This is a genomic window from Nonomuraea sp. NPDC049158 (genome assembly GCF_040648335.1).
In the GTDB taxonomy this organism is placed as follows: Bacteria; Actinomycetota; Actinomycetes; order Streptosporangiales; family Streptosporangiaceae; genus Nonomuraea.
The window spans coordinates 1-24871 of the sequence record NZ_JBEZDM010000038.1 but is presented as its reverse complement, the minus strand read 5'-3'; the positions used below and the strand labels follow the sequence as shown (position 1 = coordinate 24871).

The window sequence follows — 24871 nt, the reverse complement described above, 5'->3', positions numbered from 1 at the left end:
AGGGACCGGGTCTGACATCGTTGTCATCTCGCAGCGAACTTAACCGGCTGACGAAATGTTGTCCATGGTGTAAACGCGCTGGGCGGCGAGCAAACGCTTGTAGAGTCGACGCGTGCTACTGGAAGGCAAGGTCGCGGTCGTCACCGGGGCGGGCCCCGGGCTGGGCCGGACGCTGGCGGGGCTGTTGAGCGAGGAGGGCGCCAGGGTCGTGGTGGCCGCCCGTACCGCGGCGACCGTGGCGAAGACGGCCGGCGAGGTGCCGGGCGCGCTGGGCGTGCCCGCCGACGTGACCCGGATCGACGACGTACGGCGGCTGGCCGACACGGTGATCGAGCGGTTCGGCCGGGTGGACGTGCTGGTCAACGCCGCCTTCCCCGGCTCGCATCGCAGGAACGTCCTCGACATGTCCGCCGACGACCTGGAGACCTGGCGCGCGGCCGTCGAGACGGGCGGTTACGGCACGCTGCTGGCCTGTAGGTTCATCGCGCCGCACATGGTGGCCCAGGGCTCCGGCTCGATCGTCAACATCACCTCCATGTCGTCCCGTACGGGCTACGCGGGGCGCAGCGACTACGCCGCGGGCAAGGCCGCCGCGCACCTGCTGTCACACTGCCTGGCCGACGAGCTCGGGCCGCATGGCGTACGGGTGAACTGCGTCGCGCCCGGCTGGATCGCCGGCGAGCTGCTCGACGAGTGGATGCGCACCCGGGCGGCGGCGGAAGGCGGCACGTTCGAGGAGATCCGCGCGCGCGACGTCGCGGCGATGGCGTTGCGCCGCATCGCCACGGAGGAGGACGTGGCCCGCGCCGTCATCTACCTCGCCTCCGACCACGCCAAGGCCATCACGGGCGCGACCATCGACGTCAACGGCGGCCAGCTGTTCACGTGACCGGACCGGCCGAGCGGATATATGCCGCTTTACCGTACTGAGATCTACTCTTTTCGCTACTGTCACATCCGTCCCTTTCGAGAGGAACCCCACGGATGCGACGCTTACCCGCCGTTCTCACCGCCGCGCTCGCCGCGACCTCGCTCCTTTCCGCCCCCGCCCTGGCGCAACCTGCCCGGAGCGGGCAGGCGACCTTGTACGAGCTCCAATCGGGAGGCGGCAACTGCTCGTATCCGTCACCGCCCGCCGGTGACCTCTATGTCGCGCTCTCCCCCGGCGAGTACGCCGCCGCCGCTGCCTGCGGCGGCTACCTGGACGTCACCGGACCGAAGGGGACCGTCCGGGTCAAGGTCGTCGACCAGTGCCCGGAGTGCCAGGCGGGGCACATCGACCTGAGCCGTACGGCCTTCACCCGCGTCGCGGACCCCGCCAAGGGCCTGGTGGGCGTCACCTACCGCCCGGTCGCCAACCCGAAGGTCGGTCGGCCGCTCTCCTTCCGCGTCAAGGAGGGCTCGTCGCAGTGGTGGCTGGCGCTGCTGGTCATCGACCACGGCAACCCGCTGACCTCGGTCGAGGTGAAGTCCGCCGGCGGCGCCTGGCGTAAGCTCGCCCGCGCCGACTTCAACTACTGGATCGCCGAGTCCGGCGCGGGCCAGGGCCCCTTCACCGTGCGGGTCACCGACACCCGCGGCCACCGGGTCACGGCCAACGGCGTCCGCCTGTCCCCCGCCGCCGTCCAGCGCAGCACCACAAAAATGTACTGACGACGAGCCACAGAAACGGACTACGCCCTACCGATCAGCGGTCTTAAGCCCGTCCAGAGCCTTGAGTGTGGCCGTGCCGCCGGGGTCGCGGTTCGTGCTCACCGGCACCAGGGCGACCTCCTCCACCCCGGCCGCCGCATAGGCCGACAACCGCGCACCGACCACGTCCACGTCGCCGAGCAGCGAGACCGAGGCGACCAGCTCGTCGGGCACCGCGGCGAACAACTCCCGGGGGTGAGGCCGGGTACGTGCGAAGGCGACGACGTCGGCGAAGCCCGCCTCGGCGAACATCTCGCCGTACCCGGGAGCGGGTAAGTACCCGACCACCGCCCGCCGGATGCGATCGATGGCCTCGCGGTCGGGGTCCACGGCGGCGGTGACCCAGGCGACCACGGACGTGGCCGGATTGACGGCGCGCAACTGGGCGACCAGCCGTCCGGCCGAGGCAGGCGTGATCAGGTTGAGCACCATGCGGTCGGCCAGGGCGGCGGTCCGGACGGCCGACGGCCCGAAGGCCGCGACCGACAGCCGCGAGCGCGGGGCGGGCAGCCGGAGGCGATAGCCGCTGCTCGACACGCACGTTCCGGTGAAGTCGGAGCGCTCTCCGGCCAGCAGCGGCCGGAGGGCCTCGACGGATTCCCGCAGCGCGGTCGCGGAGCGGGCGCGCGAACGCCCGTGCCAGCCCTCCACGACGAGCGGGCTGGAGGTGCCCACGGCGACGTCCACCTGCCGCACGGTCAGCGCGGCGACCGAGGCGGCCCCCATGGCGATCATCATCGGATCGCGTACGGACACCGCCAGCGGGCCGACGGTGAGACCGATCCGCGTGGTGGCCAGCCCGACGGCGGTGGCCAGGGCGAAGGCGTCATACGTGGCCATCTCGCCGATCCAGAGCGACGGATAGCCGAGCTCGTCAGCGGCGCGGGCCGTCAGCAGGGCCTCTTCCGCGGGCCGATCCTGCCACAGCCCGAGGGAGACCGTCAGTGAAGGATTCACGCCAGCTGCTCTGCCCGTACCCAGGTGGCGTGGAAGCCGAGCGGGACCCGCTGCGGCAGCAGCACGCGGGCGATCGGGCCCTCGGAGATCCGGGCGGCGTGCAGGATCTGCACCTCGGAGCGGCCCTCCCGCTCGTCGGTGACGAAGCTGACCAGGTAACCGTCGTCCTCGCCGGTCGAGCCGTCGCGGGGGGCGAAGGGCGCCTCGCTGCCGTACCGGCCGGGGCCGTAGGAGTAGGTCTCCTTGGCGCCGGTGAGATTGTCGTAGCGGACCAGGCCGTCGAAGAGGTTGGTCTCGGCGTCCGCCACGGTGACGTTGTAGGCGTAGCGCGTGGAGTGGCCGGTGGAGCGCGTGTCGATCGAGGGGAACTCGGTGTTGTGGTCGGCGTCCACGTACCCCTCCGAGGTGCGGCCGGTCCGCAGGTCGAAGCGGTAGCGGTACATCCGCGCGTCGAGCTTCAGATAGGAGATCATCCGCGCCAACGGCGAGCCGTTCGTGGAAGGCGTCGGGCGCGAGACCCGGCAGACGTCCAGGACGATCTCATCGCCCTCCTCCCAGGCGTTGACGACGTGGTAGATGTAGCACGGCTTGGCCTCGAACCAGCGGATCTCGTCCGCCTGACCGCGTCGCGGGAGCACACCGAAGCGGGCGGGCAGCTCCCGGTCGAAGGTCAGCTTGTAGCGGCCCTGCCGGGCGGCGTCGAGGTCCTGGTAGAGCGGCAGGTCCATGAGGATCGCGTGGTTCCGCGTGATCGCCATGTCGTGCGGCAGCCGCGCCCCCGGCAGGTCCAGTTCCACGCAGTGCTCGACGCCGCCGCCGGGTCCGACCACGCCATAGCGCAGGTACGGCGGGCGCGGCCCGTAGTCGAACCAGAACAGCTCTCCGGTGCGCTCGTCCACCTTGGGATGCGCCATGAAGTCGCCGTTGAGCGTGTCGAGGAAGGTGTCGACGCCGAGGGTTTCCAGCGAGAGCGGGTCCAGACTGTACGGCGCGCCGCACAGATACCACGAGGCCAGCACCCTGCCCCGATGGAAGATCACATCGGTGTTGGCCGTGTCCTTGAAGGGCAGGCCGCGCGCGTTGCCGAACAGATTGCCCTTCGGGTTCTCCATCACGCCGGTCCAGAGCGAGCGGCCGGCGGCCGACTCCGCCTCGAAGGCCCTGGTACGCACCCAGCGGTTGCGGTAGCGGGCCCGGCCGTTCTCGAAGTGCACGGCGTGCACCATGCCGTCGCCGTCGAACCAGTGGTATCGGCCCGTCACCGGAAAGCGGGCGTTGGGGCCGTTGCGGAGGTAGACGCCGTTGAGGTCCGCGGGGATCCGCCCGATCACCGTGAGCTCGTCCGCGGTGACCTCGTCATGGACCGGGGCGTAGACACCCAGCAGGTACGGGTTTGGCTCGCCTGATTCATCCGTCATCACGACAATGTCGGCCATGCCCTGGAAGCTATGAAAAGCGAATTCAGGCGTCAATATCCGGGCGTTGACGGCCTCATTTCCGCTTTCTAGTGTTGCGGCCACCGCCCCACGGACGGGAGTCGTGATGACGCATTCCGCCGACCGGATCGCCCGCTACACCGCCAAGGGCTGGTGGACCGGTGACACGATCGACCAGCTCCTCAGGACGCGGGTGGCGGCCCGGCCCGACGACACGGCGATCGTGGACCCGCTCAACAAGATGCTTGAGGGTGCGGTCAAACGGCTGACCTGGGCACAGCTCGGCGCGGAGGTCGACCGGGTGGCCGGCGTACTGCGCGCACAGGGGGTCGGTCCCGGCGACGTGGTGGCCGTGCAGCTGCCCAACAGCGTGGAGCTGGCGGTGAGCTTCCTCGCGACGGTCCGGCTCGGCGCAACTGTCACGCCGTTCCCGGTGCAGTACCGCGCGTACGAGCTGGCCCAGCTGCTGCCCCTGTCCGGCGCCGGGCTGCTGGTCACCGGCCGGGAGTCCAGAGCGCCGGCGGGCACCCCGACGCTGTCGTGGCCAGACGACCTGGAGGGCGCGACCGGCGACGAGGTGCCGGAGCGGGCGGCCGACCCCGCCGAGCGGGTGACGATCTGCTGGACCTCCGGCACCGAGGCCACCCCCAAGGGCGTGCCGAGGTGCCACTACGACTGGCTCGCGGTCGAGGCGATCTGTACGGCCGCGCCCGCGCTCACCGCCCAGGACGTGATCCTCAACCCGTTCCCGATGGTGAACATGGCCGGCATCGGCGGCGTCTTCCTGCCATGGCTGCGGGTCGGCGCGCTGCTCGTCCAGCACCACCCCTTCGACCTGCCCACCTACCTGGCCCAGATCGCGGCCGAGCGGGTCACCTACACCCTGGCTCCGCCCGCGCTGCTCACCCTGCTACTGCGCGAGAAGGCGATCCTCGCCAAGGCCGACATCTCCTCCCTCACCCGGATCGGCTCGGGCGCCGCCCCGTTGCCGCCGCCGATGGTGCGCGGCTGGCAGGACGAGCACGGCATCGCGATCATCAACTTCTTCGGCTCGAACGAGGGCATCGCCCTGCTGTCGGACCCCGCCCACATGCCTGACCCAGAGGTCCGCGCCCGTTACTTCCCGCGCCCGGGAGCGGCGGGGGCTCCTGAGCTGCTCGATCGCGTGCGTACCAAGCTGGTCGCGCCGGACGGGAAGGAGATCACCGAGCCGGGAGTCCCCGGCGAGCTGTACCTGAGCGGTCCCACGGTCTTCGCGGGCTACCTGCCGGGGACGGCCTCGGTGGACCCGTTCGACGAGGACGGCTACCTCAAGACGGGAGACCTCTTCGAGATCGCCGGCCACCGAGGTCAATATCTGCGCTACGTCGACCGTGCGAAGGACATCATCATCCGGGGAGGCATGAACATCGCCCCCGCCGAGCTGGAAGCCCTGCTCGCCGGACACCCTTCGGTCGCCGAGGCGGCGGTCGCCGGCTACCCCGACGACGTGCTCGGCGAGAAGGTCTGCGCGGTCGTGGTGCCCAAGGGCGAGATCGACCTCGAGTCGGTCGTCAGCTTCCTCAGGGACCAGGGCATCGCCTCCTACAAGCTCCCCGAGCGGCTGGAGATCGTCGAGACATTGCCGAGGAACCCCGTCGGCAAGATCCTCAAGAGGGAGCTGCGACTATGATCCGCGTCCTGGGCGACGGAAACCGTCCCTCAGGGACGGCGAAGTGCACCTCGGTACGGCTGAGCTCCCCACCGCACGACCGGCACCGCAGGCACGGGCGGAACGGCTGACCGCACGCGCGATGGGTGACGCGCAGGTCGGTGTCCGGCGGGCCGGTGTACCACCGCTGCGCCCAGTCGACCACATAGGCGAAGACCCCGAAGAGGTCCAGGCCCTTGTCGGTCAGCCGGTACCCGGGCTCTTCCACCGCGAGCACGCCCAGCTTCGTGAACTGACGCAGCCGGTTGGCCAGCACGGACGGGGCCACGCCGAGCTCCGACCGGAAGTCGGCGAAGCGCCGCGTGCCGAAGAAGGCGGCCACGAGGATCACCGTGCTCCAGCGGTCGCCCAGCAGGTCGAAGGTCTCGGGGAAGTACGACAGCGGGTCGGCCTCGGCCTCGCGCATGGACCTGCGGTGATGGCGCGGCACCGTCACCTGGGCGAAGACGGCCGCGCCCCGTACGGTCTCGGTGTCATGGGCGGCGACCGGCGACTTGCCGCAGCCCGCGCAGCCCAGCTCCACATCGGTACGGTCGCCGCAGACGTCGTGCGTCAGCTCCGGCGGCCCCTGCCGGCGCGGCACCCACCTGCGCTCCCATGACCAGATCTCCACCAGCATCGGCCACAGCTCGATGGCGCGCTCGGTCAGCCGGTATTCGGTGCGGGTGCGGCCGTGCTCACGGTAGGGGGCCGGGCGCAGCAACTCCCCCGCGACCAGTTCCTTGAGCCGGCTCGCCAGCACCGACTCGGACATCCCCAGCTCGTCCCGCCAGTCGGCGAAGCGCCGCATGCGCAGGAGGAAGGCCCGCTGAAGGATCAGCAAGGTCCACTTGTCGCTGATCGCCAGCAGCGCCTGCCCGATCGCGCTGGGCCGCTCCGCTTCCGTCACCCGCTCCGCCCCCGCTCCACGCCGACCCGCCCTTTCGGTGACAACCGTTCTCGGTTCCCCGAGCTGTCCGAGCGTCTCGGCGCGGCATTCCCTGACCGGCGCCCCCGCCGGACGGTCCGGGCCACGCCGAGACGCTCAATCGCAGTGCATGTTGTTCAGTCGGAGGACGATATGAGGCCGCTCTTCCGTTTTTCTTCCGTTCTGATTCCGCAGCTAACGGGCCGTAAGGATCGCTACGGCGTAACATGGGGCGCTCGGGGGGTAGGCGTGCAGCACTATCGGATACTGGGGCCGGTCTCGGTGGACGGGCCCGGCGGTCCGATCGAGTTGGGCTCGCCGAAGCAGCGCACCGTGCTGGCCGCGCTGTTGTTGAACGCGAACCGCACGGTGTCGGACGACCGGCTGATGTCCTTGGTGTGGGGAGAGCGGGCGCCGCGCACCGCCATCGGCCGATTACAGGTCTACGTCCACGAGTTGCGGGCCGTGCTGGGCAGGGGGCTGATCAGCCGCGCCGGCACCGGTTACCGCATCCACACCGGCGGCGGCGAGGTCGACCTGGAGGTGTTCGAGCAGCTCAGGGCTGCCGCGCGGGAGGATCTCGCCGGCGGCCACCCTGAGGGCGCGGCGCGGCGGTTGCGTGCGGCGGTGGCGCTGTGGCGCGGGTCCGCGCTCGGCGGGGCCGGCGAGATGCTGATCGAGCAGGAACGCCCCGGGCTGGAGGATCGCCGGGTCGGCGCGCTGGAGGAGCTGTTCGAGGCCGAGCTGGAGGTGGGCCGCCACAGCGAGGTCGTGGCCGAGCTCCGTACGGCGGCGGCCGAGCACCCCCTGCGCGAGCGCCTGCAGGGGCAGCTCATGCTGGCGCTGCACCGGTGCGAACGCCGTTCCGAGGCGCTGGCGGTGTTCAGGGACACCCGGAACCGGCTGGTCGACGAGCTGGGCATCGAGCCGGGTCAGACGCTGCGGGAGCTGCACCAGCGGCTCCTGGCCGACGATGCCCGGCAGGACGACGTTGGGCAGACGGTTCAGACGCTACGTCCCGCGCGGCCCGGCGAGCTGCCCCGCGACATCCGTGGCTTCGCCGGGCGCGAGCAGGAGCTGGCGTGGCTGAACGACGCGCTGGACACCAGCGGCGCGGTGTGCGTGCTCACCGGAACGGCTGGAACGGGCAAGACCGCGCTGGCCCTGCACTGGGCCCACCGCGCGAAGAGCCGTTTCCCCTCCGGCCAGCTCTATGTCGACCTGCGCGGCTACGACGCCGAACACGAACCCCTGACCGCGGCCGCGGCCCTGGCCCGGCTCCTGCTCTCCCTCGGTGTCGAGCCCTCGCAGGCCCCCGGCGGCTTCGACGCGCAGCTCGGCCTCTACCGTTCGCTGCTCGCCGAGCGTACGGTCCTGCTGGTCCTGGACAACGCCCGCTCGGCGGAGCAGATCGATCCGCTGCTGCCGCCGTCGGGAGCGGCGCTGGTGACCAGCCGTCAGCACCTGGGTGAGCTGGTGGCGCAGGCGGGGGCCGAGCAGCGCTCGCTCGGCGCTCTGCCGGAACGGGACGCCCTCACCCTGGTCGACCGCATGCTGGGCCCCGCTGACAGCCCGTCGGAAGCGGCGGCCCGAGCCGAGCTTGTCCGGCTCTGCGGCGGCCTGCCGCTCGCGCTGCGCATCGCCGCGGCCAACGCCGCCACCCCATGGAGTGACACCGCGGCCGTGGTGAACGAGCTGACCGCCGGAGACCCGCTGACCGGTCTCACCCTCGACGGCACCGACCACAACCCCGTGACCCTCGCCTTCTCCGTGTCCTACCGCGCGCTCTCGGCGGCCGACCAGCGGGTCTTCCGCCTGCTGGGACTCGTACCGGGGCCGGACTTCACCGTCGAGGCGGTGGCCTCGGCGGCCGGCGTCCCGCTCGCCGAGGCGCGTGCGGCGGTCAAGGTCCTGGCCGCGGCCCACCTCGTCGAGCACCATCGCGCCGACCGGTTCCGGCTCCATGACCTGGTACGGCTCTACGCCGGCGTGGAAGTCGGCGGCGACCCGGATCGCGAGGCCGCCTGGAGCCGGTTGTTCGACCACTATCTCCACCTCGGCGACGCCATCGCCGCCTGGTGCGCCCCTGACGAGATCCGGCTGCCGGGGCACGCTTCTCCGGTGGCCGGTTCTCCGGTCCCGCCCAGCGCCGAAGAGATCTCCAACCTGGTGGCCGCGCTGGCGCAGACAGCCCGCCGCGATCCCGGTCCCGGGACGTGGCGGCTGGCCGAGCAGGTGTGGATCATCTGCAATAGCACCGGCCGCCACGGCGAATGGCTGGAGATCGCACCGACCCTGCTCGCCGCCGCCGAGCGGTGCGCGCAGACGGAGGGGGGCAAGCAGGCTGAGGGGAGCAAGCGGGCGGATATGCCCGCCATGCGAGCCATGCTGCATTACGCGATAGGCAAGAGCCTGTTCCGTGCGGTTCGCCGGGAGGAGGCCGTGCAGCATCTCGAACAGGCCGCCAGTATCGCCACCGCGTGCGGCTGGCGGGAGGGTGAGGCCGAGTCCTGGGCGAGCCTGAGCTTCGCCCTGGAATGGACCGGCCACCTTGAGCAGGCGATCGTCCACAACCGCCGGGCGGCTCAGCTCTTCACCGAGCTCGGCTCGGTCGTCGGGCGCAACCGTACCCTCAACAGGCTCGGCATGCAGTATCACCACCTGGGCCAGCTGGAGAGCGCGGAGCGCTGCCGGCGGGAGGCGCTCAGCCTGAGCCGCGAGCACGGACTGGCCTACGCGGAGGCGAGCGACCTGCGCGATCTCGGCGCCGTCCTGGTGGACCAGGGCCGCTACGACGAGGCCGAATCCACCCTGACGGAGGCGGTGACCCTGTTCGGCGCCTTGGGCGCGTTCGGCGCGGCCCACGCCTACACCTGGCTCAGCCGGTTGTACTGGGAAACCGGGCAGTGGTCGGCCGGCCGCACGGCGGCGCGCCACGCCCTCGGCCTCTCCCGCGACCAGGGAGACCGGCTCATCGAGGCGGCGGCCCTGATCGCGCTGGCCGACACCGAGATCCGGCTCGGCCTGCTCGACGAGGCGGCCGGCAACCTGGACCTGGCCGACGAGTTCAACAGCGCCGCGAGCCTGCGATGGCACCAGAGCTACGCCGCGGTCGCCCGCGCTCGCCTCATCGCCGCCCGCGGCGACTTGGCGGGCGCCATCCGGGTCGCCCTGAGCGCTCGCGACACCGCGCACATCAACTCTTACCGCCTGCCCGAGCTCGCGGCCCTGACCGAACTCGCCATTCTCCACAGCGACCGGGGCGACCGCGCCGAGGCCGGGCGGGCGGCCGAGCAGGCCCTCCGGCTGTGTCGCACGATCGGCCACACACCCTGCGCCGACCGGCTGGAACCGCTGCTCAAGTGAGCTCGGGACACCGGCTGCGGGGGCTGGTTCACCGCGCCTGGGTGAGGACGGGCTCAGCGCAGGGTCGCGGTGAAGGTACGACCGTGGGCGTGGCGGGTCGACGCCTGGATCAGGGTGCCGCCCGGCACCCGCCGTACCGTCACCCCTTCGTCGGCCGTGTCGAGCCTGAGAGGTGCGCCGGCCACGACGACGGTGACGCGGTCGCGTTTCATCGTCGGGTCGGACAGGGCGACGACCGTGCGCTTGCCGGATCGCACGATGACCGAGGCGGGGCCGTCGATGAGCAGGCGCTCGGCGTGGCGCGGCCCGTCGGTGAAGACGTTGGCGGCGACGAGGCCGAGGGTCCTGTGCTTGATCGCTTGTACGTGCCGGTCGTTGGCCAGGACGGTCAGCGGGCCGTTCGCGTAGCCGTGCAGGCGGGCCTCCGTCGCGTTCGGGACCAGGGCGTAGGCGAGGGCGGTGACGCCGCCGGTGGCGGGGTGGGTGACCGAGGCGGTGAAGACGTTCTTGGTCACGTTGGTGTCGGGGTTGCTCGTGCGCACGACCCTGCGGCTGCGGGTCACCGTCTCCAGCCCGGCCGCGACGGGCTGCCGGGTGAGGAAGGCGTAGCCGATCGCCGTACGACGGGTGCCGTTGGCGTAGCGCAGCCAGCGCGGCGGCGTGGTGTCGCCCGTCTGCCAGGGGCGGCCGGTCCAGCCCTCGCCGGTGAGCGCGACCGCGTCGCCGGGGGCGGCGATGCGGCTGTCCACGGTGGTCACCGCCGCGCGGCCGCCCTGACCGGAGATGCCCGCGGCCAGCACCACGATCTCGTCGTCGAGCAGGAACCAGGACTTGGTCGCGCGGGCGTTCTGGTAGGCGACGAAGTCGTCGGGCAGGATGCCGGCCTGCTTGGCGGTGTACGCGGCGTCGTCGGACTGGACCATGCCGGACACGCCGTACGCGCCGAGCGTCGCGCCGCCGGAGAAGGCGTTCTCGGCGCGCGGGAAGTACACGTAGGTGTTCTGGGACTCCGAGGAGGAGGTGAAGTTCAGTGGGTGGCCCGGGTTCTCGTACCAGAGCCGGCCGTACAACTCGGGCACCGTCCGCCGATCCTCCACTGGCGCGGTGATCCCGGCCAGCCGGTACGGCGAGACGGCCGTGTAGTAGTCGACACCGAAGGCCTCGCGCTGGTCCTCGCCCGCGAGGTAGAGGTAGTGCGCGCCGTCGCCCTGGAACCACGGCATGAGGTTCTCGCCGCTCATGTACTCGTATTTGCTGATCCGGTCGGAGCTGCGGGCCAGGGCGAAGGCGTAGCCGGGGCGCCGGTGGACGGTCCTGTCCATGGCGTTGAACGCCACGCAGCGCTCGGGCGCGTTCAGGTCGGCGGCCGGGATGGCGGCGTCGGCGCGGATGGCCGCGTAACGGGCGATGCTGACCGGGGAGGCGAAGGCGGCCGTGTCGGCGGCCGGCAGGAACTTGACGTACTTCTTCAGCGCAAGCGCGTCGGCGGCGCTGACGTGGTCGGCCAGGTCGGAGATGGCCTCCACGATCACCCCGACGTCGGCGTAGCCGGTGCCGGTGCGCGAGACCGCCCGCCCCTTGACGATCTCCATCAGCCACCCCTCGAAGATCAGCGGGGCGAAGCCGTCGTTGATCCACCGGTACACCACGCCGGGCAGGTCGGGGACGCCGGCGCTCGCCGCGCCCTCGAGCGTCTTGAGGGTCTGGACGACCCGGGTCAGCAGGCTGCGCCCGTAGGAGCCGGTGTAGGCGACCGAGTCGTGCTGGATGAAGGAGCCGTCGCGGTAGTAGCCGTCGGTGACCCCGTGCTGGAGGTCGTACGGGTCGACCGTGGCGAAGACGGTGGCCAGGTCGGTGATGGCCTTGCCGACACGGGCGTCGTCGCCGGTGAGCGCGCCCTGCAGAATGCGGTTGGCGGTGATGTCGGCCAGGTTCGCCCCGGTGTGGAAGCGTGAGTCGAGGTCGACGTCGCCGTCCTTGCCGTTGCGCAGGTAGGCGTCCATCGAGGCGATGTAGGTCGCCGTCAGGTCGGGTCGTTCCTCCCGCACCCGGTCGGCCAGCAGGACCAGCGTCCTGCTCACCTGGATGGAGATCCCGATCTCCCAGTTGAACCAGTTGCCGTAGTAGCCCTTCGACTGGTCGCCGTAGTAGCGCTCGTGCAGCCACCGCAGACCGTCGATGACCCGCCGCTGGGCGACGGCGTCCTCGTTGAGCCCGCCGCCGGGCGTGCGGGTCGCCAGCGCGATCTCGTACAGGTACTGGAAGGCCAGCCGCAGGTTGGCGTCGTCGGTGCCGAGGCTCAGACCGGCGAACAACTCGCCGTCGGCCGCCTTGTCCATGGCCGTCAGCCGCTGCCTGGCGGTGTTGAGGATCGCCGCGAGCTTGGCGGCCACCTCGGGCCGGGCGTTGACGTCCGGGGTCCCCGCGAACATCGCCACGGTGTTGGCGAGCAGCCGCGCGTGATCGATCCCCGCTGCGGCGTGCGATGGGGAGGCTACGGCGAGGATGCCGGCGGCGGGGAGCAGGGAGAGAACCTGGCGACGAGACATGTGCGGCACAGCGGGCTCCAGGCCGTCGGAGGATACGCCGGGCTCACCCTACATGATCTACGTTTGTCGGCCCAGGCCTGTGATGTCCGGCTCGGCAACCGTGGGTCGCCGGGCCGGACACCGGTGCGTCAGGGCTGGGTCACACCAAGGTTGACCGGCAGGAACAGCGGGCCGATCGTGAAGAACGACGGCGAGTAGGGAATGTCGTCGGGGTCGATCGCCAGGCTCAGGTCCGGGAACCGCCGGTACAGCGAGGCGAGCGCCACCCGGCTCTCCAGCCGGGCCAGCCCCGCCCCGATGCAGAAGCGCGGGCCGTGGCCGAAGCCGAGGTTCCCGGTCTGCTCGCGGGTGATGTCGAACTGGTTCGCGCTCGGGCCGTGCTCCGCCGGGTCGACGCCGGTGGCCTGGTAGACCACGCCCACCGCGTTGCCCTTGGCGATGGGCACGCCCGCGATGATCACGTCCTCCGCCGTGAAGCGGAAGCTGGTCATCATCACCGAGTGGCGGTAACGGACGGTCTCCTCGACCACGTCGGTCCACCGGTCCTCGGCCTTGGCCAGGGCGAGCTGATCGGGGTTCTGGGCCAGCGCCACGATGGCGTACCCGAGCAGGTGCACGGTGGTCTCGTGGCCGGCGACGAGCATGATCCACAGCACGCCGACCAGTTCGTCGGTGGTGAGCTTGTCACCCGCGTCGTGCACCTGGACCAGGCCGGAGGTGAGGTCGTCACCCGGTTCGCGCCGCTTGCGCTCGACCAGGTCGTGCAGGAAGGCCATCAGGTTGTTCTGCGTCGCGAACGCCACCTCCGGCGGAGTGGTGTGCGCCAGCAGCGTGGAGGTCCAGTTCCGCAGCCGCAGCCGGTCCTCGGGCGCCACGCCGAACAACTCGCAGATCACCCACATCGGCAGCGCCTCGGTGAAGGCGGGAACCAGGTCCACGCCGTCACCGGCGGCCACCACCTCATCGAGTAACTCATCGACCATCTGCTGGATCCGCCCCTCCATGGCCTGCACCCGGGCCGGCGTGAAGGCGCTGGTGATCAGCCCGCGCAGCCGCCGGTGGTCGCCGCCGTCCATGGTGGACAGGTGACCGCCCTGGATGATGGCGCGCAGCGGCCAGTCCTCGGGGATCGATCCGTCGTGCAGGGCGGGCCAGTGCTTGGGGTCCCTGAGGAAGGTCTTGTTGTCTCCGGCGAGGATCTCCCGTACGGCCTTGTGCGTCAGGGCCAGGTAGGCGGGCACGCCTCCTGGGAATTCCACCTCCACCACGGGAGCGATCTCCCGAAACCGGATGCAGGTGTCGAGCGGGTTCTCGTCCACGGCGGGGAAGGAGGGGAGGTTCGTTGCCATTTGACCCCTTGGGTGAGGAGATCGTTAAGTGCGCAGTGATCTCATCACATATCTCGGGTGACCTCCAAACAACACAAGTCAGCGATCGGTAACACGATGGTCACCTACCGTTCGCGCACAGGCCGAGACCCAGCAGCGCGAGCGTGTACCGGAGCCGGCCCAGCAGGACCCAGACGACGGTGCCCAAAACGAGCAGGACCGAGGACTCGTGGTGCAGTTGCCGCATGAGCGCACCCCCGCGCACCTCCAGGGTGATCCGCAGAGAGGACTCATAAGCCTCGCTCATCATGACGCCTCGTAGCGGCGCATAGCTGCCGTCGTAGATCACCATCTGGCTGCCGGGCGTGAAGGAGAAGACCAGGAAGCCGCCGGTGAGCAGGACCACCACGAAACAGTAGACCAGCATCTCGCCTACCAGCTGCCGCATCCGTTCCATCGGGATATTTCACCAGAAAAGGCCAACTGGCGACGTTGATTTCCCGTCAGGCTTCGTATCTAGTGAAGAAGGCGCTCTAGCGACAGGGGCAGGGCTGCAGTCGAGGTTTCCGAATAACCCGCCCGCGCAAGAAGCTCGTCTATGGAATCGCTTACTGGGAGGCGATGACCGTGCGCGTGGCATTCATCATGGCCAGGGCCTCATCCGCGCCTATCGGCGCGCTCAAGACGGTCTACTCCTATGCCTCCCGTCTGGGGGAAAGGGGTCACGACATTCTGCTCGTCCACCCGCGGCGGCCCGTACGCCACCCTCTCGGACCGCCTACCAGGGCGGTCGCGCCGATAATGCCGGCGGACGCCCATCCGCACCCGTGGTTCTCCGCCGGGCCGCGGACCCGCAGCGTTTTGGTATCCGACCCGGCCGACTTTCTCCATACGCTTTCCGGGCGGCACGATCCCTTCGACGTCGTACTGGCGACGACCTGGCAGGTCGTGCCGCTTGTGGCCGCCCTTCCCGCGTATCTGGGCCTTAAGGCATTGTTCCTGCAGGACTACGAAAGCTATTTGCGCCCCGACGGAGCGGCGCGGGAGGCGATGGAAGCGGCCATGCGCACCGGCTGGCCCATCGCCGTGGGCGCGCGGCGCCTGCGGTCCATCGTCGAGGGCGTTTCCGGCGCGCCGTGCGCTCTGGTGGAATGCGCCGTCGACAGCTCGACCTTCTTCCTGCGGACCCCGATCGACTCGGCGGAGCGGGTCCTGGTCGGGTTTCCCGCGCGCCGCGAATGGTCGAAACGTACCGGTGACGCGATCACCGCGTTGGAGCTGGCGCGGGAGGCGCGCCCCGGGGTGGTGCGGGCGTGGTGCTATGGCGCGTACGACGCCGACCGGCTGCCCTTCTGGATCGAGCACCATCCGGGGCCGAGCGACGCCCGGCTGCGCGGCCTCTACAACCGGTCGGCCGTGTTCGCCGTGCCGTCGGAGTACGAGGGATTCGGGTTTCCCGGCGCCGAGGCCATGGCCTGTGGGGCCGCGCTCGTCTCGACGCGCAACCACGGCATGGAGAGCTACGCGGAGCACGACCGTACGGCGCTGCTGTGCCCGCCGCGAGATCCGGAGGCACTGGCCGAGGGCATCGTCCGGCTGCTCGACGACGCCGCGCTCCGTCACCGACTGGCCAGGACCGCGGTCAAAGAGGTGGTTCAGCGGACGATGGACGACGCCGTCTCGGATTTCGAGAGCTGGCTCCTGACCATCCGGGAAGCCTCGCCACGTTGAGGCCGGTGAATTGTCGGGGGCGCGGCCTAGTCTGGCCCGCGTGGCATGTCCGGCCGACAGAGGAGATTGTGGTGACCACGCTGTCAGATCGACCCAACACCGCCTTGCTGGTGATCGACGTCCAGAAGGGCATCGTGGCGGAGACGCACCAGCGTGACGAGGTCGTCGCCAACATCGGCACGCTCGTCGACCGGGCTCGCGAAGAGGGTGTCCCGATCGTCTGGGTCCAGCACTCGAGCGAGCAGCTGGCGAAGGGGAGCGACGCCTGGCAATACGTCCCGGAGCTGGTCCGCCGGGAGGCGGAGCCGCTGGTGCACAAGACGTTCGCCGACTCCTTCGAGGACACCGGCCTGGAGGAGGTGCTGGCCGGGGCCGAAATCGGGCGCCTGATCGTGGCCGGCGCGCAGACGGACGAATGCATCCGGTCCACGATCCATGGCGCCTTCGTACGTGGCTACGACGTGACGCTCGTCGGTGACGCGCACACCACGGAGGACCAGAGCGAGTGGGGCGCTCCGCCGCCGGACAAGGTCATCGCGCACACCAACCTCTATTGGCGTTACCACACGGCGCCCGGCCGCACCGCCGCGGTGGTGGAGACGAAGGATGTGACGTTCGGCGACTGAGCCGACGGCATCCTCCGTCTCCGTCTCCGCTGGTTCAGGCGTTCTGGGCCTTCAGTTCGGCCTCCCGCTTGACCTGCTGGATCTGGCCGTCGGTGACGACGAGGTCGCCCAGCTGCCGGACCGCCTGGTAATACGTCCAGGCGAGGCCGTCACAGGTGGCCTTGGAGACTCCCGAGTATCCGGCGCACACCTGCTTCATATCGAAATAGAAAGCGCTGTCGATACGGTCCTTGTTGGCCGGGAATTGGCTTACGGCCTTGTAGTTTCGGTAGCCGAAATCGTGTCGCCGGCACGGCATCCGGAAATCGAAACCGAGGGGCTGGTCGGGGCTGCTGGAGCACAGGTCGGTGGACCAGTCGAAGGCGTAGTCGGCCCACGCCGCCTGGTTCTGCCAGGCGGCGCGCCAGGAGGCGGCGCTGGCGGCGGTGGGCTGGGAGAATCCGGAGAGCGCGGCGAGTTTCTGCTCCAGAGTCACCGCATGGGCTGGTAGCGCGAACGCGAGGACGGCGATCAGGGAGGTGACGAGGGCGGCTAACGTGGCGAGGGATCGTCTGACCATGAGGACCTGCTTCTCTTGCCCGGGGGGGTGAATGGTCATGGCAAGGTTCACCTGACGGTCTAACGATGAAGCGAAATCCCGGGCAATGCAGAAGCAGATCTTGCTTAATTTCCGCCAAGAAGTTCGAGCAAAACGGACATTTACCTCTAGTCGACGGGCTGAGTCAGATTCACCGGCGAAGGGCGTTCGCAGGTGCTCGTGATGGTCACCGCCGCGCCGGAGTGCGCCGAGGCCAGCAGTGACTCCATGACGTCGAGCACGTGGAAGGCCAGCGATCCACTCGTACGAGGCTCCTCGCCCGCCGGGGTCGAGGCGAAGTCGGCCAGGCCCACCCCGCGCCCGGCCTCGACGTAGCCGGCCCCCACGGGGAGAGCCCGCCATTCGCCCTCACCGACCCCTGACACCAGGACGGATCCGTCGAAGTAGTTCGGGTCGGGCACGACGAGCGAGCCCGTCTCGCCGTGCACCTCGATGTTGGGCGCCTTGGTCGCCGCCCCGTCGAAGCTCATCACCAGCGTGGACAGCGCTCCCGAGGTGTGGACGAGCACTCCGGTGACGTGCGTGTCCACCGTCACCGGGATCTCCTCGCCCTGGCGGGGTCCGGAGCCGATCGTGCGCTTGGTCCGCGTACGGCTGGCCGCGCCGACGACCGACGCCACCGGGCCGAGCAGCGTCACCAGGCTGGTCACGTAGTAGGGCCCCATGTCCAGGAGCGGGCCGCCGCCGGGGACGTAGTAGAAGTCTGGGTTCGGGTGCCAGCGTTCGTGACCGGGCGTCATCATCGTCGCGGTCGCCGCGATGGGCCTGCCGATCAGACCGTCGTCGATCGCCTTGCGCGCCGTCTGCGTACCGGTGCCCAACACGGTGTCCGGCGCGCACCCCACGCGCACCTGAGCGGCATCGGCCGCCCGCAGCATCCCGGCGGCCTCCTCGGCGGTCGCGGCAAGGGGCTTCTCGCAATAGACGTCCTTGCCGGCCGCTATAGCTTGGAGCGCGATCTCGGCATGGGCGGCCGGGATGGTCAGGTTGAGCACGACGTCGATGCGCGCGTCCGCCAGCAACTCCGCCACGCTCAGCACGTCGACGCCCGCATAGGGCCGCACCGCCGCCCGCGCCCGGTCAAGGTCCAGATCGGCCACCGCGACGAGCCGCAACTCCGGCAACCGGTCGATGGTCTGGAAATACTGCGCCGAGATGGCGCCGCACCCGACGACGCCCACGTTCACCGGCTGGCCCACAGCATGCCCCTCTCAATGATGGTGCGTACGTTCTCGTCCTCCAGGACGTCGAGGCTGTGCCCCGGGGTCGCGACGAAGATCCGCCCACTCCCCCATTGCCTGGTCCAGATCGCCGGCGAGGTGACCTCCCGATGCCAGGGATCCCACGGGCGGACCTGCTGTGTCGTCGTGGCCAGCACGTCGATGTAGTCGTCCGTCAGCACCCAGTACTGCTCGGTCACGAGGCCGAAGTCCGCGATGCCCTCCGTGATGGGGTGATCGGCCGCCTCGGGCAGCATGTTCACGGTGTACGGCACGAAGTTGTCCGCCGCCGAGCCCTGCCGCTCGGCCGGTTCCTTGCCCGGATGGCAGGCGAACTGCCCGCCGATCAGGTGCAGATAGTCGGAGGAGTTGCGGTAGGAGTCGGCGATGCCACCGTGCCAGCCCGCCATCCCCGTGCCGGACTCGATCGCGGCCCGCAGGCCGTTGAGCTCGGCCGGCTCGATCGTACCCATCGTGTAGCACTGCACGATGAGATCGACCCCGGCCATGAACGCGGAGTCCGCGTACGGCGCCGGGGAGTCCGCCCGGCTCACCTCGAACCCCTGCTTCTCCAGGTAGGGGATAAAGAGCTCGGTGGCCGCGACCGGGGCGTGCCCTTCCCAGCCGCCCCGTACCACCAGAGCCTTCCGACGATTATCACCCGTCATGCTTCCACCCATCCGCTCGGTCGACGCCTCCGATCATCGCATTACCTGCCAAAGCGGCCAAAAGGTTAGATGCCGCCCGGGCTGACCTTCTGGTCGGCGATTCGGCGAGCCAGGGCCTGGCCCGCCGGCAGATCGGCGACGAACGCGCGGAGAAAATCGGTGATCTGAGCGAGGTCGCGCCCCTCGGCGGCGGCGTCGATGGATCGGTAGAGATCATCTTCGATCGTGGTGATCTGCCGGGCGAGGCGCCTGCCCTCTTCGGTGAGAGACAGCTCGATGTGGCGGCGGTCGTGCGCGGACACCTGACGGTCGATGAGGCCCATCGTGGCGAGCCGGTCGACCAGGCGGCTGGGACTGTTGCCGCTCTCGCAGACCAGCAGGTCGCCGAGCCCGTTGAGGGTGAGGGGCGGGCGATCCGCGAGGATGCGGAGCACCTCGGCCTGGGAGGGAGTGACCCCGAGCGGCTTGAGCGCCTGGCCGAGCAACCGGTTGCCTTCGCGCTGCGCGGCCAGGATCAGATAGCGGAGTTCTTCAGCGGTTCGCATGGGAGCCAGCCTGTCGTGTCTTGGCGAGGGCCGCCGTCACGGACGCCAGCCGGGCGGCCGCTCCCGGATCGTGGGCCGGCAGGATGACCAGGCCCGGGTTCTTCTCCCGCAGCGTGTTGATCGCCTTGGTGGTGTCGTCCAGCTGCCGCTTGTCTCCTACGCCCGGCACATGGCCCTCGTGCAGCAGATGGGCGTCGTAGGTCAGGTCGCCGACCATGAGCAGCGGCGGGTGCCCCTGACCACGGACCAGCAGCGACAGCGATCCGGGCGTGTGGCCGGGAGTGGGCAGCAGTACGAGGCTGCCGTCGCCGAACAGGTCGTGGCCGGTCGTGAAGGGCGCGAGCCCGGGATCCTGGACGGCGCCGAACTCGATGTGCCGCCAGCGCAGCCCGGGTATGTCGATGTGGGACCGCAGGAGCCCCCGCAGTTCGGGCAGGGCTCCATCGAGCGTCCGCCATTCCGTGCCGCTGACCACGATCTCGGCGCCGGTCAGCTCCCGCAGTCCCCCGATGTGGTCCTGGTGCAGGTGGGAGATCACCACCGTGTGCACGTCCGCGATGTCGTAGCCGGCGGCGGCCAGCTGGGCGGTGAGGGTGTCGGCGGGGCCGATGTCGAAACGGGCCAGCCGGTCGTACATCACTCCCGTGATGCCGCCGGGGAAGTAGCCGGCGTCGATCACCGACGCCCGATCCTGGCCCGCGTCGAACAGCACCAGCCCACGCTCATGCTCGATCACATAGACGTTGATCGGCAGCGGCGGGGTCCACCGGCGCGAGGTGAACAGCCACCAGTACATCGGTTTGCGGGTGGCGGCCACGTGCTCCGGGTGGATCGACACCGTCCCGGTGCTGACCACCGATACCTGCTTGACCGTCTCGTTTCTCATGAGAATTACATTACACGACATATATGTCGTGTCAACTATCTCCTAAGAGGGCGCTTGTCACGGCGCTGTCAGGCCCGTATCAGCGACGGCGGCCATCGTCCTACCTGCACGCCAGAACGTACGAGATCTCGACCTGAACGGTCGGGAGAAGAGGGGACACACGATGTCGCAGGAGAAGCTGTCCGAGTTCGTCGCGGCGACGGCCAAGGAGTTCGGCATTCCCGGTGTTGCCGTGGGGGTGCTGGCCGGCGGCCAGGAGTTCGTCGCCTCTCATGGGGTGACGAGCCTCGACAACCCGCTGCCGGTCGATGACAAGACGCTGTTCCCCCTGGCCTCGGTGACCAAGAGCTTCACCGCGACCGCGCTGATGCGCCTGGTGGCGGAAGGCAAGGTGGAGCTGGACGCGCCGGTGCGGCGTTACGTACCCGAGCTCAGGCTCGCCGACGAGGCCGCCGCCGCGCGGATCACCGTGCTGAACCTGCTCAATCACACCGCCGGGCTGGACTGGAACCTGATCGACACCGATGAGAGCGACGGGTCCCTGGCCGCGTTCGTGGCGAAGCTGGACGAGCTCACGTTGATCGCGCCACCCGGCGCCCGGGCCTCCTACAGCCAGGCCGGTTACAACCTGGCCGGGCGGGTCATCGAGAAGGTCACCGGCCTGCCTTTCGAGAAGGCCGTGGCCGCGCTGGTCCTGGAGCCGGCGGGGCTGTCGAACACCTTCTTCGATCACGATGACGTCATGATCCGGCGCTTCGCCGTGGGCCACAACCTTGGCGAGGACGGCACCATGCGCGCCGCGCGGCCGTGGACGTCGTGGCGGGCCGGCTCGCGCGCCAACTACCCCGGCGGGGGCAGCGTGTCCTCGGTGAGCGACCTGCTGCGCTGGGCCCGGTTCCACCTCGGCACCGGTGACGGCGTGCTGCCCGCCGAGGCGCTGCACCGCATGCAGGAGCCGACGGTCGAACTGCGGGCCAGCACGCTCGGCGACGCCTTCGGCATCTGCTGGTTCCTGCGTGAGGTGGATGGAGTCCACACCATCGGGCACGGCGGATCAGGCAACGGGCAGTTCGCCGAGCTGCTCATCGTGCCCGAACACGACTTCGCCGTCATCTCCCTGGCCAACGCCGGCCCTGACGGCTACCCCTTCAACCAGGCTGTGGTCCGCTGGGCACTGGAGAACTACCTCGGCGTGGTCGACCGGGATCCCGAGCCGATCCCCTACGACCAGGCGCGGGCGCGGCAGGTCGTCGGCCGGTACGAGATCGACGCCATGAACCTCGACATCGCCACCGACGGGCATCAGCTGACCCTCGAGGTCGGGATCAAGCCGGAGATCCGCCAGGCGTCGGACGCCGACATGCCCCCGGACTACGCGCCGGCCGCCTTCGGGTTCCTGCCCGGCGACGGCGACGAGTACATCATCACCGAGGGCGGGCTGAAGGGGCAGCGCGGCTACTTCAGCCGCGACGACAGCGGCACGGTCGTGGGCGTCGACCTCGCCGGCCGGCTGTTCGGCCGGGCCACGGCCGCCTCATCGTGATGGATCGGACGTGCTGCTCGCGGCGCGTGCCGCGCCGGATGCCGGACGTACTGCGAGCGGCGCGTCGCGCGTCGCGCCGCTCGCAGTGGAGACCGCGTCGTCAGGACGCCGGCTTGGCGAGCATGCCGTGCGGGTCGAGCACATACTTGCGCGCGGCCCCCTCGTCGAACTCGTGGTAGCCCCTTGGTGCGTCGTCCAGCGAGATCGGCGTCGCGTTGACGTTCTTCGCGATCTGCACCCGGTCGTTGAGGATCGCCATCATGAGCTGGCGGTTGTACCTCATGACCGGGCACTGGCCGGTGACGAAGGAGTGCGACTTGGCCCAGCCGAGGCCGATCCGGATGGACAGCGAACCGTGCCTGGCCGCCTCGTCCTGCGCACCGGGGTCGCCGGTGACGTACAGGCCGGGAATGCCGAGCGCGCCGCCCGCCCGGGTGATGTCCATCAGCGTGTTGAGCACGGTGGCGGGACGCTCGACGTCCGAGTCCCCGCCGTGGCCGCGGGCCTCGAAGCCGACGGCGTCGACGGCGCAGTCCACGACCGGCTCGCCCAGGATGTGCTCGATCTGGTCCTTCGGCTCCCCCAGGGCCACGTTGATCGTCTCGCAGCCGAAGGTGTGGGCCTGGTCCAGCCGCTCCTTGTTCAGGTCGGCGACGATGACGACGGCGGCTCCGAGCAGGAACGCCGAGGTCGCCGCGGCCAGGCCGACCGGGCCGGCGCCGGCGATGTAGACGGTCGATCCTGGCTTCACCCCCGCGCTCACGCAGCCGTGGAACCCGGTCGGGAAGATGTCCGCGAGCATGGCCAGGTCGAGGATCTTCTCCATGGCCCGTTCCTTGTCGGGGAACTTGAGCAGGTTCCAGTCGGCGTACGGCACCAGGACGTAGTCGGCCTGCCCACCTACCCAGCCGCCCATGTCGACGTAGCCGTACGCCGAGCCGGGCCGGTCGGGGTTGACGTTCTCGCAGACGCCTGTCTTGCCCTCCTTGCAGTTGCGGCAGCGGCCGCAGGCGATGTTGAACGGTACGGACACGAGGTCGCCGACCTTGATGAACTCCACGTCGGAACCGGTTTCGATCACCTCACCGGTGATCTCGTGACCGAGGATGAGGCCCGGCGGGGCCGTGGTGCGGCCGCGGACCATGTGCTGGTCGCTGCCGCAGATGTTCGTCGCCACCGTTTTGAGGATGGCGGCGTGCGGTAGTTTGCGCCCTACGTTGCCCGGGTTGACCCCCGGGCCGTCCTTGAGCTCGAATTCGGGATAGTCGGTCTCGCGTACCTGGACGTTGCCTGGCCCCTCGTACGAAACTCCCCTATTGCCGGGCATGACTCCCCCTTGCCCGATAGGTGGCGGATGTTCGTTCGCTCACGTGGTCACGGATCACCCCCCATGGCCGGGGCGCCAGCGGCGGCGGCCGATGTGCCCCACTCGGTCACGGATCCGGTCGTCGTGCGGGCGCCGGGCCGTCGGGATGTCACCCGCGGTGCCCTGAGCGGCCTCGGGCAGATCCTGTCCCCGCGCGCCGATGATCTCTCCGGCGGTGCCCTGCTCGGCCGTCACGGGCAGCTCGCGCATCGGGCGCGCCACCAGGTCGTACACCACGACGGCCAGCACCGCGCCGATGATCGGGCCGGCGATGTAGACGCCGTACTGCCACCATGGCGCGCTACCGCCGAACACCGTGGTCGTCAGGTACGGCCCGAACGTACGGGCCGGGTTGACGGAGCCACCCGTCAGCGGGCCGAGCACGAAGATCTCGCACGCCACGGCCAGTCCGATCATCCAACCGGCCCAGCCGCTCGGCGCCCGCCGGTCGATCGCCAGCGCCATGATCGTGAGCAGCAGCAGGAACGTCCCCAGTCCCTCCAACAGGATGCCCTGCCCATAACTCACGCCCTGGCCGAGCGCGGTGAGCCCGACGCCGTTGTCCACCGCCCGCCGGCCGAACCCGCCCACGATCAACAGCCCGCCGGCGAACGCGCCGACGAGCTGGGCAACGATGTAGAACGGCACCTCCGACCACGGAAACCTGCGTCCCGCGGCCAGGGCGATGGTGACCGCCGGGTTGATGTGCGCGCCGGACGTACTGCCGAAGGCGTAGATGACGAGCGCGACCACCACGGCGAACGAGAACGAGATGATGCCTAGGGCGGCGTAGTCCAGCCGGCCGTTCTGCATGACCAGCGCGGCCACCACGGACCCGGCACCGAAGAGAACCAGCAGCATCGTTCCGATGGCTTCCGCGACAAGACGTCGCGGCAGGTCTCCAACCATCGCAACCCCCCGATGACGATGGTTTATCACCAAATTCGAATATATACCCGGTCTTCAGCAGCGACGCAGGTCAGGGTGGTTGCGCGGGTGCTCAGAGACAGCGGCGATGAACCTCGTCCACCCGCTGCGTCAGGCCGCTCCGGTCGAGGTGTTCGAGCAGCGGTACCGCGACCCGACGGCTGGTGTCGAGGGCCCGCCTGGCCTGGCTGACCGTGAAGGGCTGCGGTAGGCGGCGCAGCAGCTCCGCCGCCTGTGTGTCCGCGCCGGGCAGCAGCACGATCCCCTCGGTCACGCGCAGCAGGCGCCCGGCCCGTACGGCCGCCGCCAGCTCCCGGGAACCCAGTCCCAGCTCGGCCAGCCGCCCGGCCTCCGGCGCCTGGAAGGGGTGTGCCGACAGCTCCCCCCTCAACCGCTCGACCGCCCGCGCCACCGGCTCGGGCAGCCCGGCGGCCCGGGTCACGATCCGCCCCTCGGCGAGCGTGTACGGCGCCCGGACCAGCGCGGCGACCAGTTGCCGGTCGGGCAGCCCGAGCGCGTGGCGGGCCGCCTCGATCGGCATGCCGGGCTCGAGGGGGTGCTCGACGGCGTACCGCCGCGCCGTGTCGGCCAGCCGCTCGCCCAGCTCGGCCCAGTACTCGGGATCGGCGTACCAGTCCCCGCAAACCGGCCCCCCGCTCAGAACACCGGCCTCGACGGCCGAGGCTGGGCCGGGCGTGCCGATCATGGCGGTCAGGTCGGCCGCACGCAGCAGCTGGTGGATGCGCAGGGCGGAGGCGGCGTCCGGGGCGGCCGACTCCAGCTGGGCGGCGTGCGCCCGCGCCGCGCCCCGGCGG

Annotated in this window: 21 protein-coding genes; 7 read left to right on the top strand and 14 right to left on the bottom strand. The window is 70.1% G+C overall.

Annotation, left to right across the window (positions count from 1 at the left end):
• Nucleotides 1–112: 112 nt before the first annotated feature.
• Entirely contained in the window at nucleotides 113–889 is a 777-nt protein-coding gene (locus AB0B61_RS47210) for an SDR family oxidoreductase (RefSeq protein WP_358447289.1), read from the top strand.
• 95 nt (nucleotides 890–984) lie between these two features.
• Complete coding sequence (locus AB0B61_RS47205; RefSeq protein ID WP_358447288.1) at nucleotides 985–1653, top strand: expansin EXLX1 family cellulose-binding protein; 669 nt, start codon at nucleotides 985–987, stop codon at nucleotides 1651–1653.
• 27 nt (nucleotides 1654–1680) lie between these two features.
• Here AB0B61_RS47205 and AB0B61_RS47200 read toward each other — a convergent pair whose 3' ends face one another.
• Together AB0B61_RS47200 and AB0B61_RS47195 are read right to left on the bottom strand one after the other, a co-directional pair.
• On the bottom strand, nucleotides 1681–2649 hold the full coding sequence (locus AB0B61_RS47200) for an LLM class F420-dependent oxidoreductase (protein WP_358447287.1): 969 nt from the start codon (nucleotides 2647–2649) through the stop codon (nucleotides 1681–1683).
• Entirely contained in the window at nucleotides 2646–4085 is a 1440-nt protein-coding gene (locus AB0B61_RS47195; RefSeq protein ID WP_358447286.1) for a carotenoid oxygenase family protein, read from the bottom strand. The genes AB0B61_RS47200 and AB0B61_RS47195 overlap by 4 nt, the downstream gene beginning before the upstream one ends.
• Nucleotides 4086–4191: 106 nt before the next feature.
• Between AB0B61_RS47195 and AB0B61_RS47190 the strand changes: the two genes are divergently transcribed.
• Nucleotides 4192–5757 (top strand): class I adenylate-forming enzyme family protein, encoded by a 1566-nt coding sequence (locus tag AB0B61_RS47190; protein WP_358447284.1) that lies wholly within the window; start codon nucleotides 4192–4194, stop codon nucleotides 5755–5757.
• Here AB0B61_RS47190 and AB0B61_RS47185 read toward each other — a convergent pair.
• Nucleotides 5735–6685, bottom strand: coding sequence for a helix-turn-helix domain-containing protein (locus tag AB0B61_RS47185; RefSeq protein ID WP_358447283.1), 951 nt, complete (start codon nucleotides 6683–6685; stop codon nucleotides 5735–5737). The genes AB0B61_RS47190 and AB0B61_RS47185 overlap by 23 nt on opposite strands.
• Before the next feature lie 267 nt (nucleotides 6686–6952).
• Between AB0B61_RS47185 and AB0B61_RS47180 the strand changes: the two genes are divergently transcribed.
• Nucleotides 6953–10069: a BTAD domain-containing putative transcriptional regulator gene (locus tag AB0B61_RS47180; RefSeq protein WP_358447281.1), complete on the top strand. Its 3117-nt coding sequence runs from the start codon at nucleotides 6953–6955 to the stop codon at nucleotides 10067–10069.
• 53 nt (nucleotides 10070–10122) lie between these two features.
• On the opposite strand, the gene AB0B61_RS47175 is transcribed toward AB0B61_RS47180, so the two are convergent.
• The 3 genes from AB0B61_RS47175 to AB0B61_RS47165 form a co-directional block, all read right to left on the bottom strand.
• Complete coding sequence (locus tag AB0B61_RS47175) at nucleotides 10123–12618, bottom strand: polysaccharide lyase family 8 super-sandwich domain-containing protein (protein WP_358447279.1); 2496 nt, start codon at nucleotides 12616–12618, stop codon at nucleotides 10123–10125.
• A gap of 128 nt (nucleotides 12619–12746) precedes the next feature.
• Complete coding sequence (locus AB0B61_RS47170) at nucleotides 12747–13967, bottom strand: cytochrome P450 (RefSeq protein WP_358447278.1); 1221 nt, start codon at nucleotides 13965–13967, stop codon at nucleotides 12747–12749.
• A 100-nt stretch (nucleotides 13968–14067) separates the two neighbouring features.
• Complete coding sequence (locus tag AB0B61_RS47165) at nucleotides 14068–14403, bottom strand: hypothetical protein (RefSeq protein ID WP_358447277.1); 336 nt, start codon at nucleotides 14401–14403, stop codon at nucleotides 14068–14070.
• 170 nt (nucleotides 14404–14573) lie between these two features.
• Here AB0B61_RS47165 and AB0B61_RS47160 point away from each other — a divergent pair, with 170 nt between their 5' ends.
• Nucleotides 14574–15677, top strand: a complete 1104-nt coding sequence (locus AB0B61_RS47160) for a glycosyltransferase family 4 protein (RefSeq protein ID WP_358447275.1) — start codon at nucleotides 14574–14576, stop codon at nucleotides 15675–15677.
• A gap of 71 nt (nucleotides 15678–15748) precedes the next feature.
• A complete protein-coding gene (locus AB0B61_RS47155) occupies nucleotides 15749–16303 on the top strand; it encodes a cysteine hydrolase family protein (RefSeq protein ID WP_358447273.1) in 555 nt (184 codons plus the stop codon).
• A 34-nt stretch (nucleotides 16304–16337) separates the two neighbouring features.
• Here AB0B61_RS47155 and AB0B61_RS47150 read toward each other — a convergent pair whose 3' ends face one another.
• The 5 genes from AB0B61_RS47150 to AB0B61_RS47130 all read right to left on the bottom strand — a co-directional run bounded on the left by AB0B61_RS47150 (nucleotide 16338) and on the right by AB0B61_RS47130 (nucleotide 20220).
• Nucleotides 16338–16862 (bottom strand): phospholipase, encoded by a 525-nt coding sequence (locus AB0B61_RS47150; RefSeq protein ID WP_358447272.1) that lies wholly within the window; start codon nucleotides 16860–16862, stop codon nucleotides 16338–16340.
• Nucleotides 16863–17008: 146 nt separating this feature from the next.
• On the bottom strand, nucleotides 17009–18100 hold the full coding sequence (locus AB0B61_RS47145) for a Gfo/Idh/MocA family oxidoreductase (RefSeq protein WP_358447270.1): 1092 nt from the start codon (nucleotides 18098–18100) through the stop codon (nucleotides 17009–17011).
• Nucleotides 18085–18789, bottom strand: coding sequence for a ThuA domain-containing protein (locus tag AB0B61_RS47140; RefSeq protein WP_358447268.1), 705 nt, complete (start codon nucleotides 18787–18789; stop codon nucleotides 18085–18087). Before AB0B61_RS47140 ends, AB0B61_RS47145 begins: the two co-directional genes overlap by 16 nt.
• Before the next feature lie 65 nt (nucleotides 18790–18854).
• Nucleotides 18855–19334 (bottom strand): MarR family transcriptional regulator, encoded by a 480-nt coding sequence (locus tag AB0B61_RS47135; RefSeq protein WP_358447266.1) that lies wholly within the window; start codon nucleotides 19332–19334, stop codon nucleotides 18855–18857.
• Nucleotides 19321–20220 (bottom strand): N-acyl homoserine lactonase family protein, encoded by a 900-nt coding sequence (locus tag AB0B61_RS47130; protein ID WP_358447264.1) that lies wholly within the window; start codon nucleotides 20218–20220, stop codon nucleotides 19321–19323. Before AB0B61_RS47130 ends, AB0B61_RS47135 begins: the two co-directional genes overlap by 14 nt.
• A 163-nt stretch (nucleotides 20221–20383) precedes the next feature.
• Here AB0B61_RS47130 and AB0B61_RS47125 point away from each other — a divergent pair, with 163 nt between their 5' ends.
• A complete protein-coding gene (locus AB0B61_RS47125; RefSeq protein ID WP_358447263.1) occupies nucleotides 20384–21763 on the top strand; it encodes a serine hydrolase domain-containing protein in 1380 nt (459 codons plus the stop codon).
• A 100-nt stretch (nucleotides 21764–21863) separates the two neighbouring features.
• Here the strand turns inward: AB0B61_RS47125 and fdhA are convergent, their stop codons facing one another.
• The 3 genes from fdhA to AB0B61_RS47110 form a co-directional block, all read right to left on the bottom strand.
• On the bottom strand, nucleotides 21864–23090 hold the full coding sequence (gene fdhA / locus AB0B61_RS47120) for a formaldehyde dehydrogenase, glutathione-independent (protein ID WP_358447261.1): 1227 nt from the start codon (nucleotides 23088–23090) through the stop codon (nucleotides 21864–21866).
• A 54-nt stretch (nucleotides 23091–23144) separates the two neighbouring features.
• A complete protein-coding gene (locus AB0B61_RS47115) occupies nucleotides 23145–24038 on the bottom strand; it encodes an MIP/aquaporin family protein (protein ID WP_358447259.1) in 894 nt (297 codons plus the stop codon).
• A gap of 91 nt (nucleotides 24039–24129) precedes the next feature.
• On the bottom strand, nucleotides 24130–24871 hold a 742-nt coding region (locus tag AB0B61_RS47110; RefSeq protein ID WP_358447257.1), incomplete at its 5' end, for a SelB C-terminal domain-containing protein.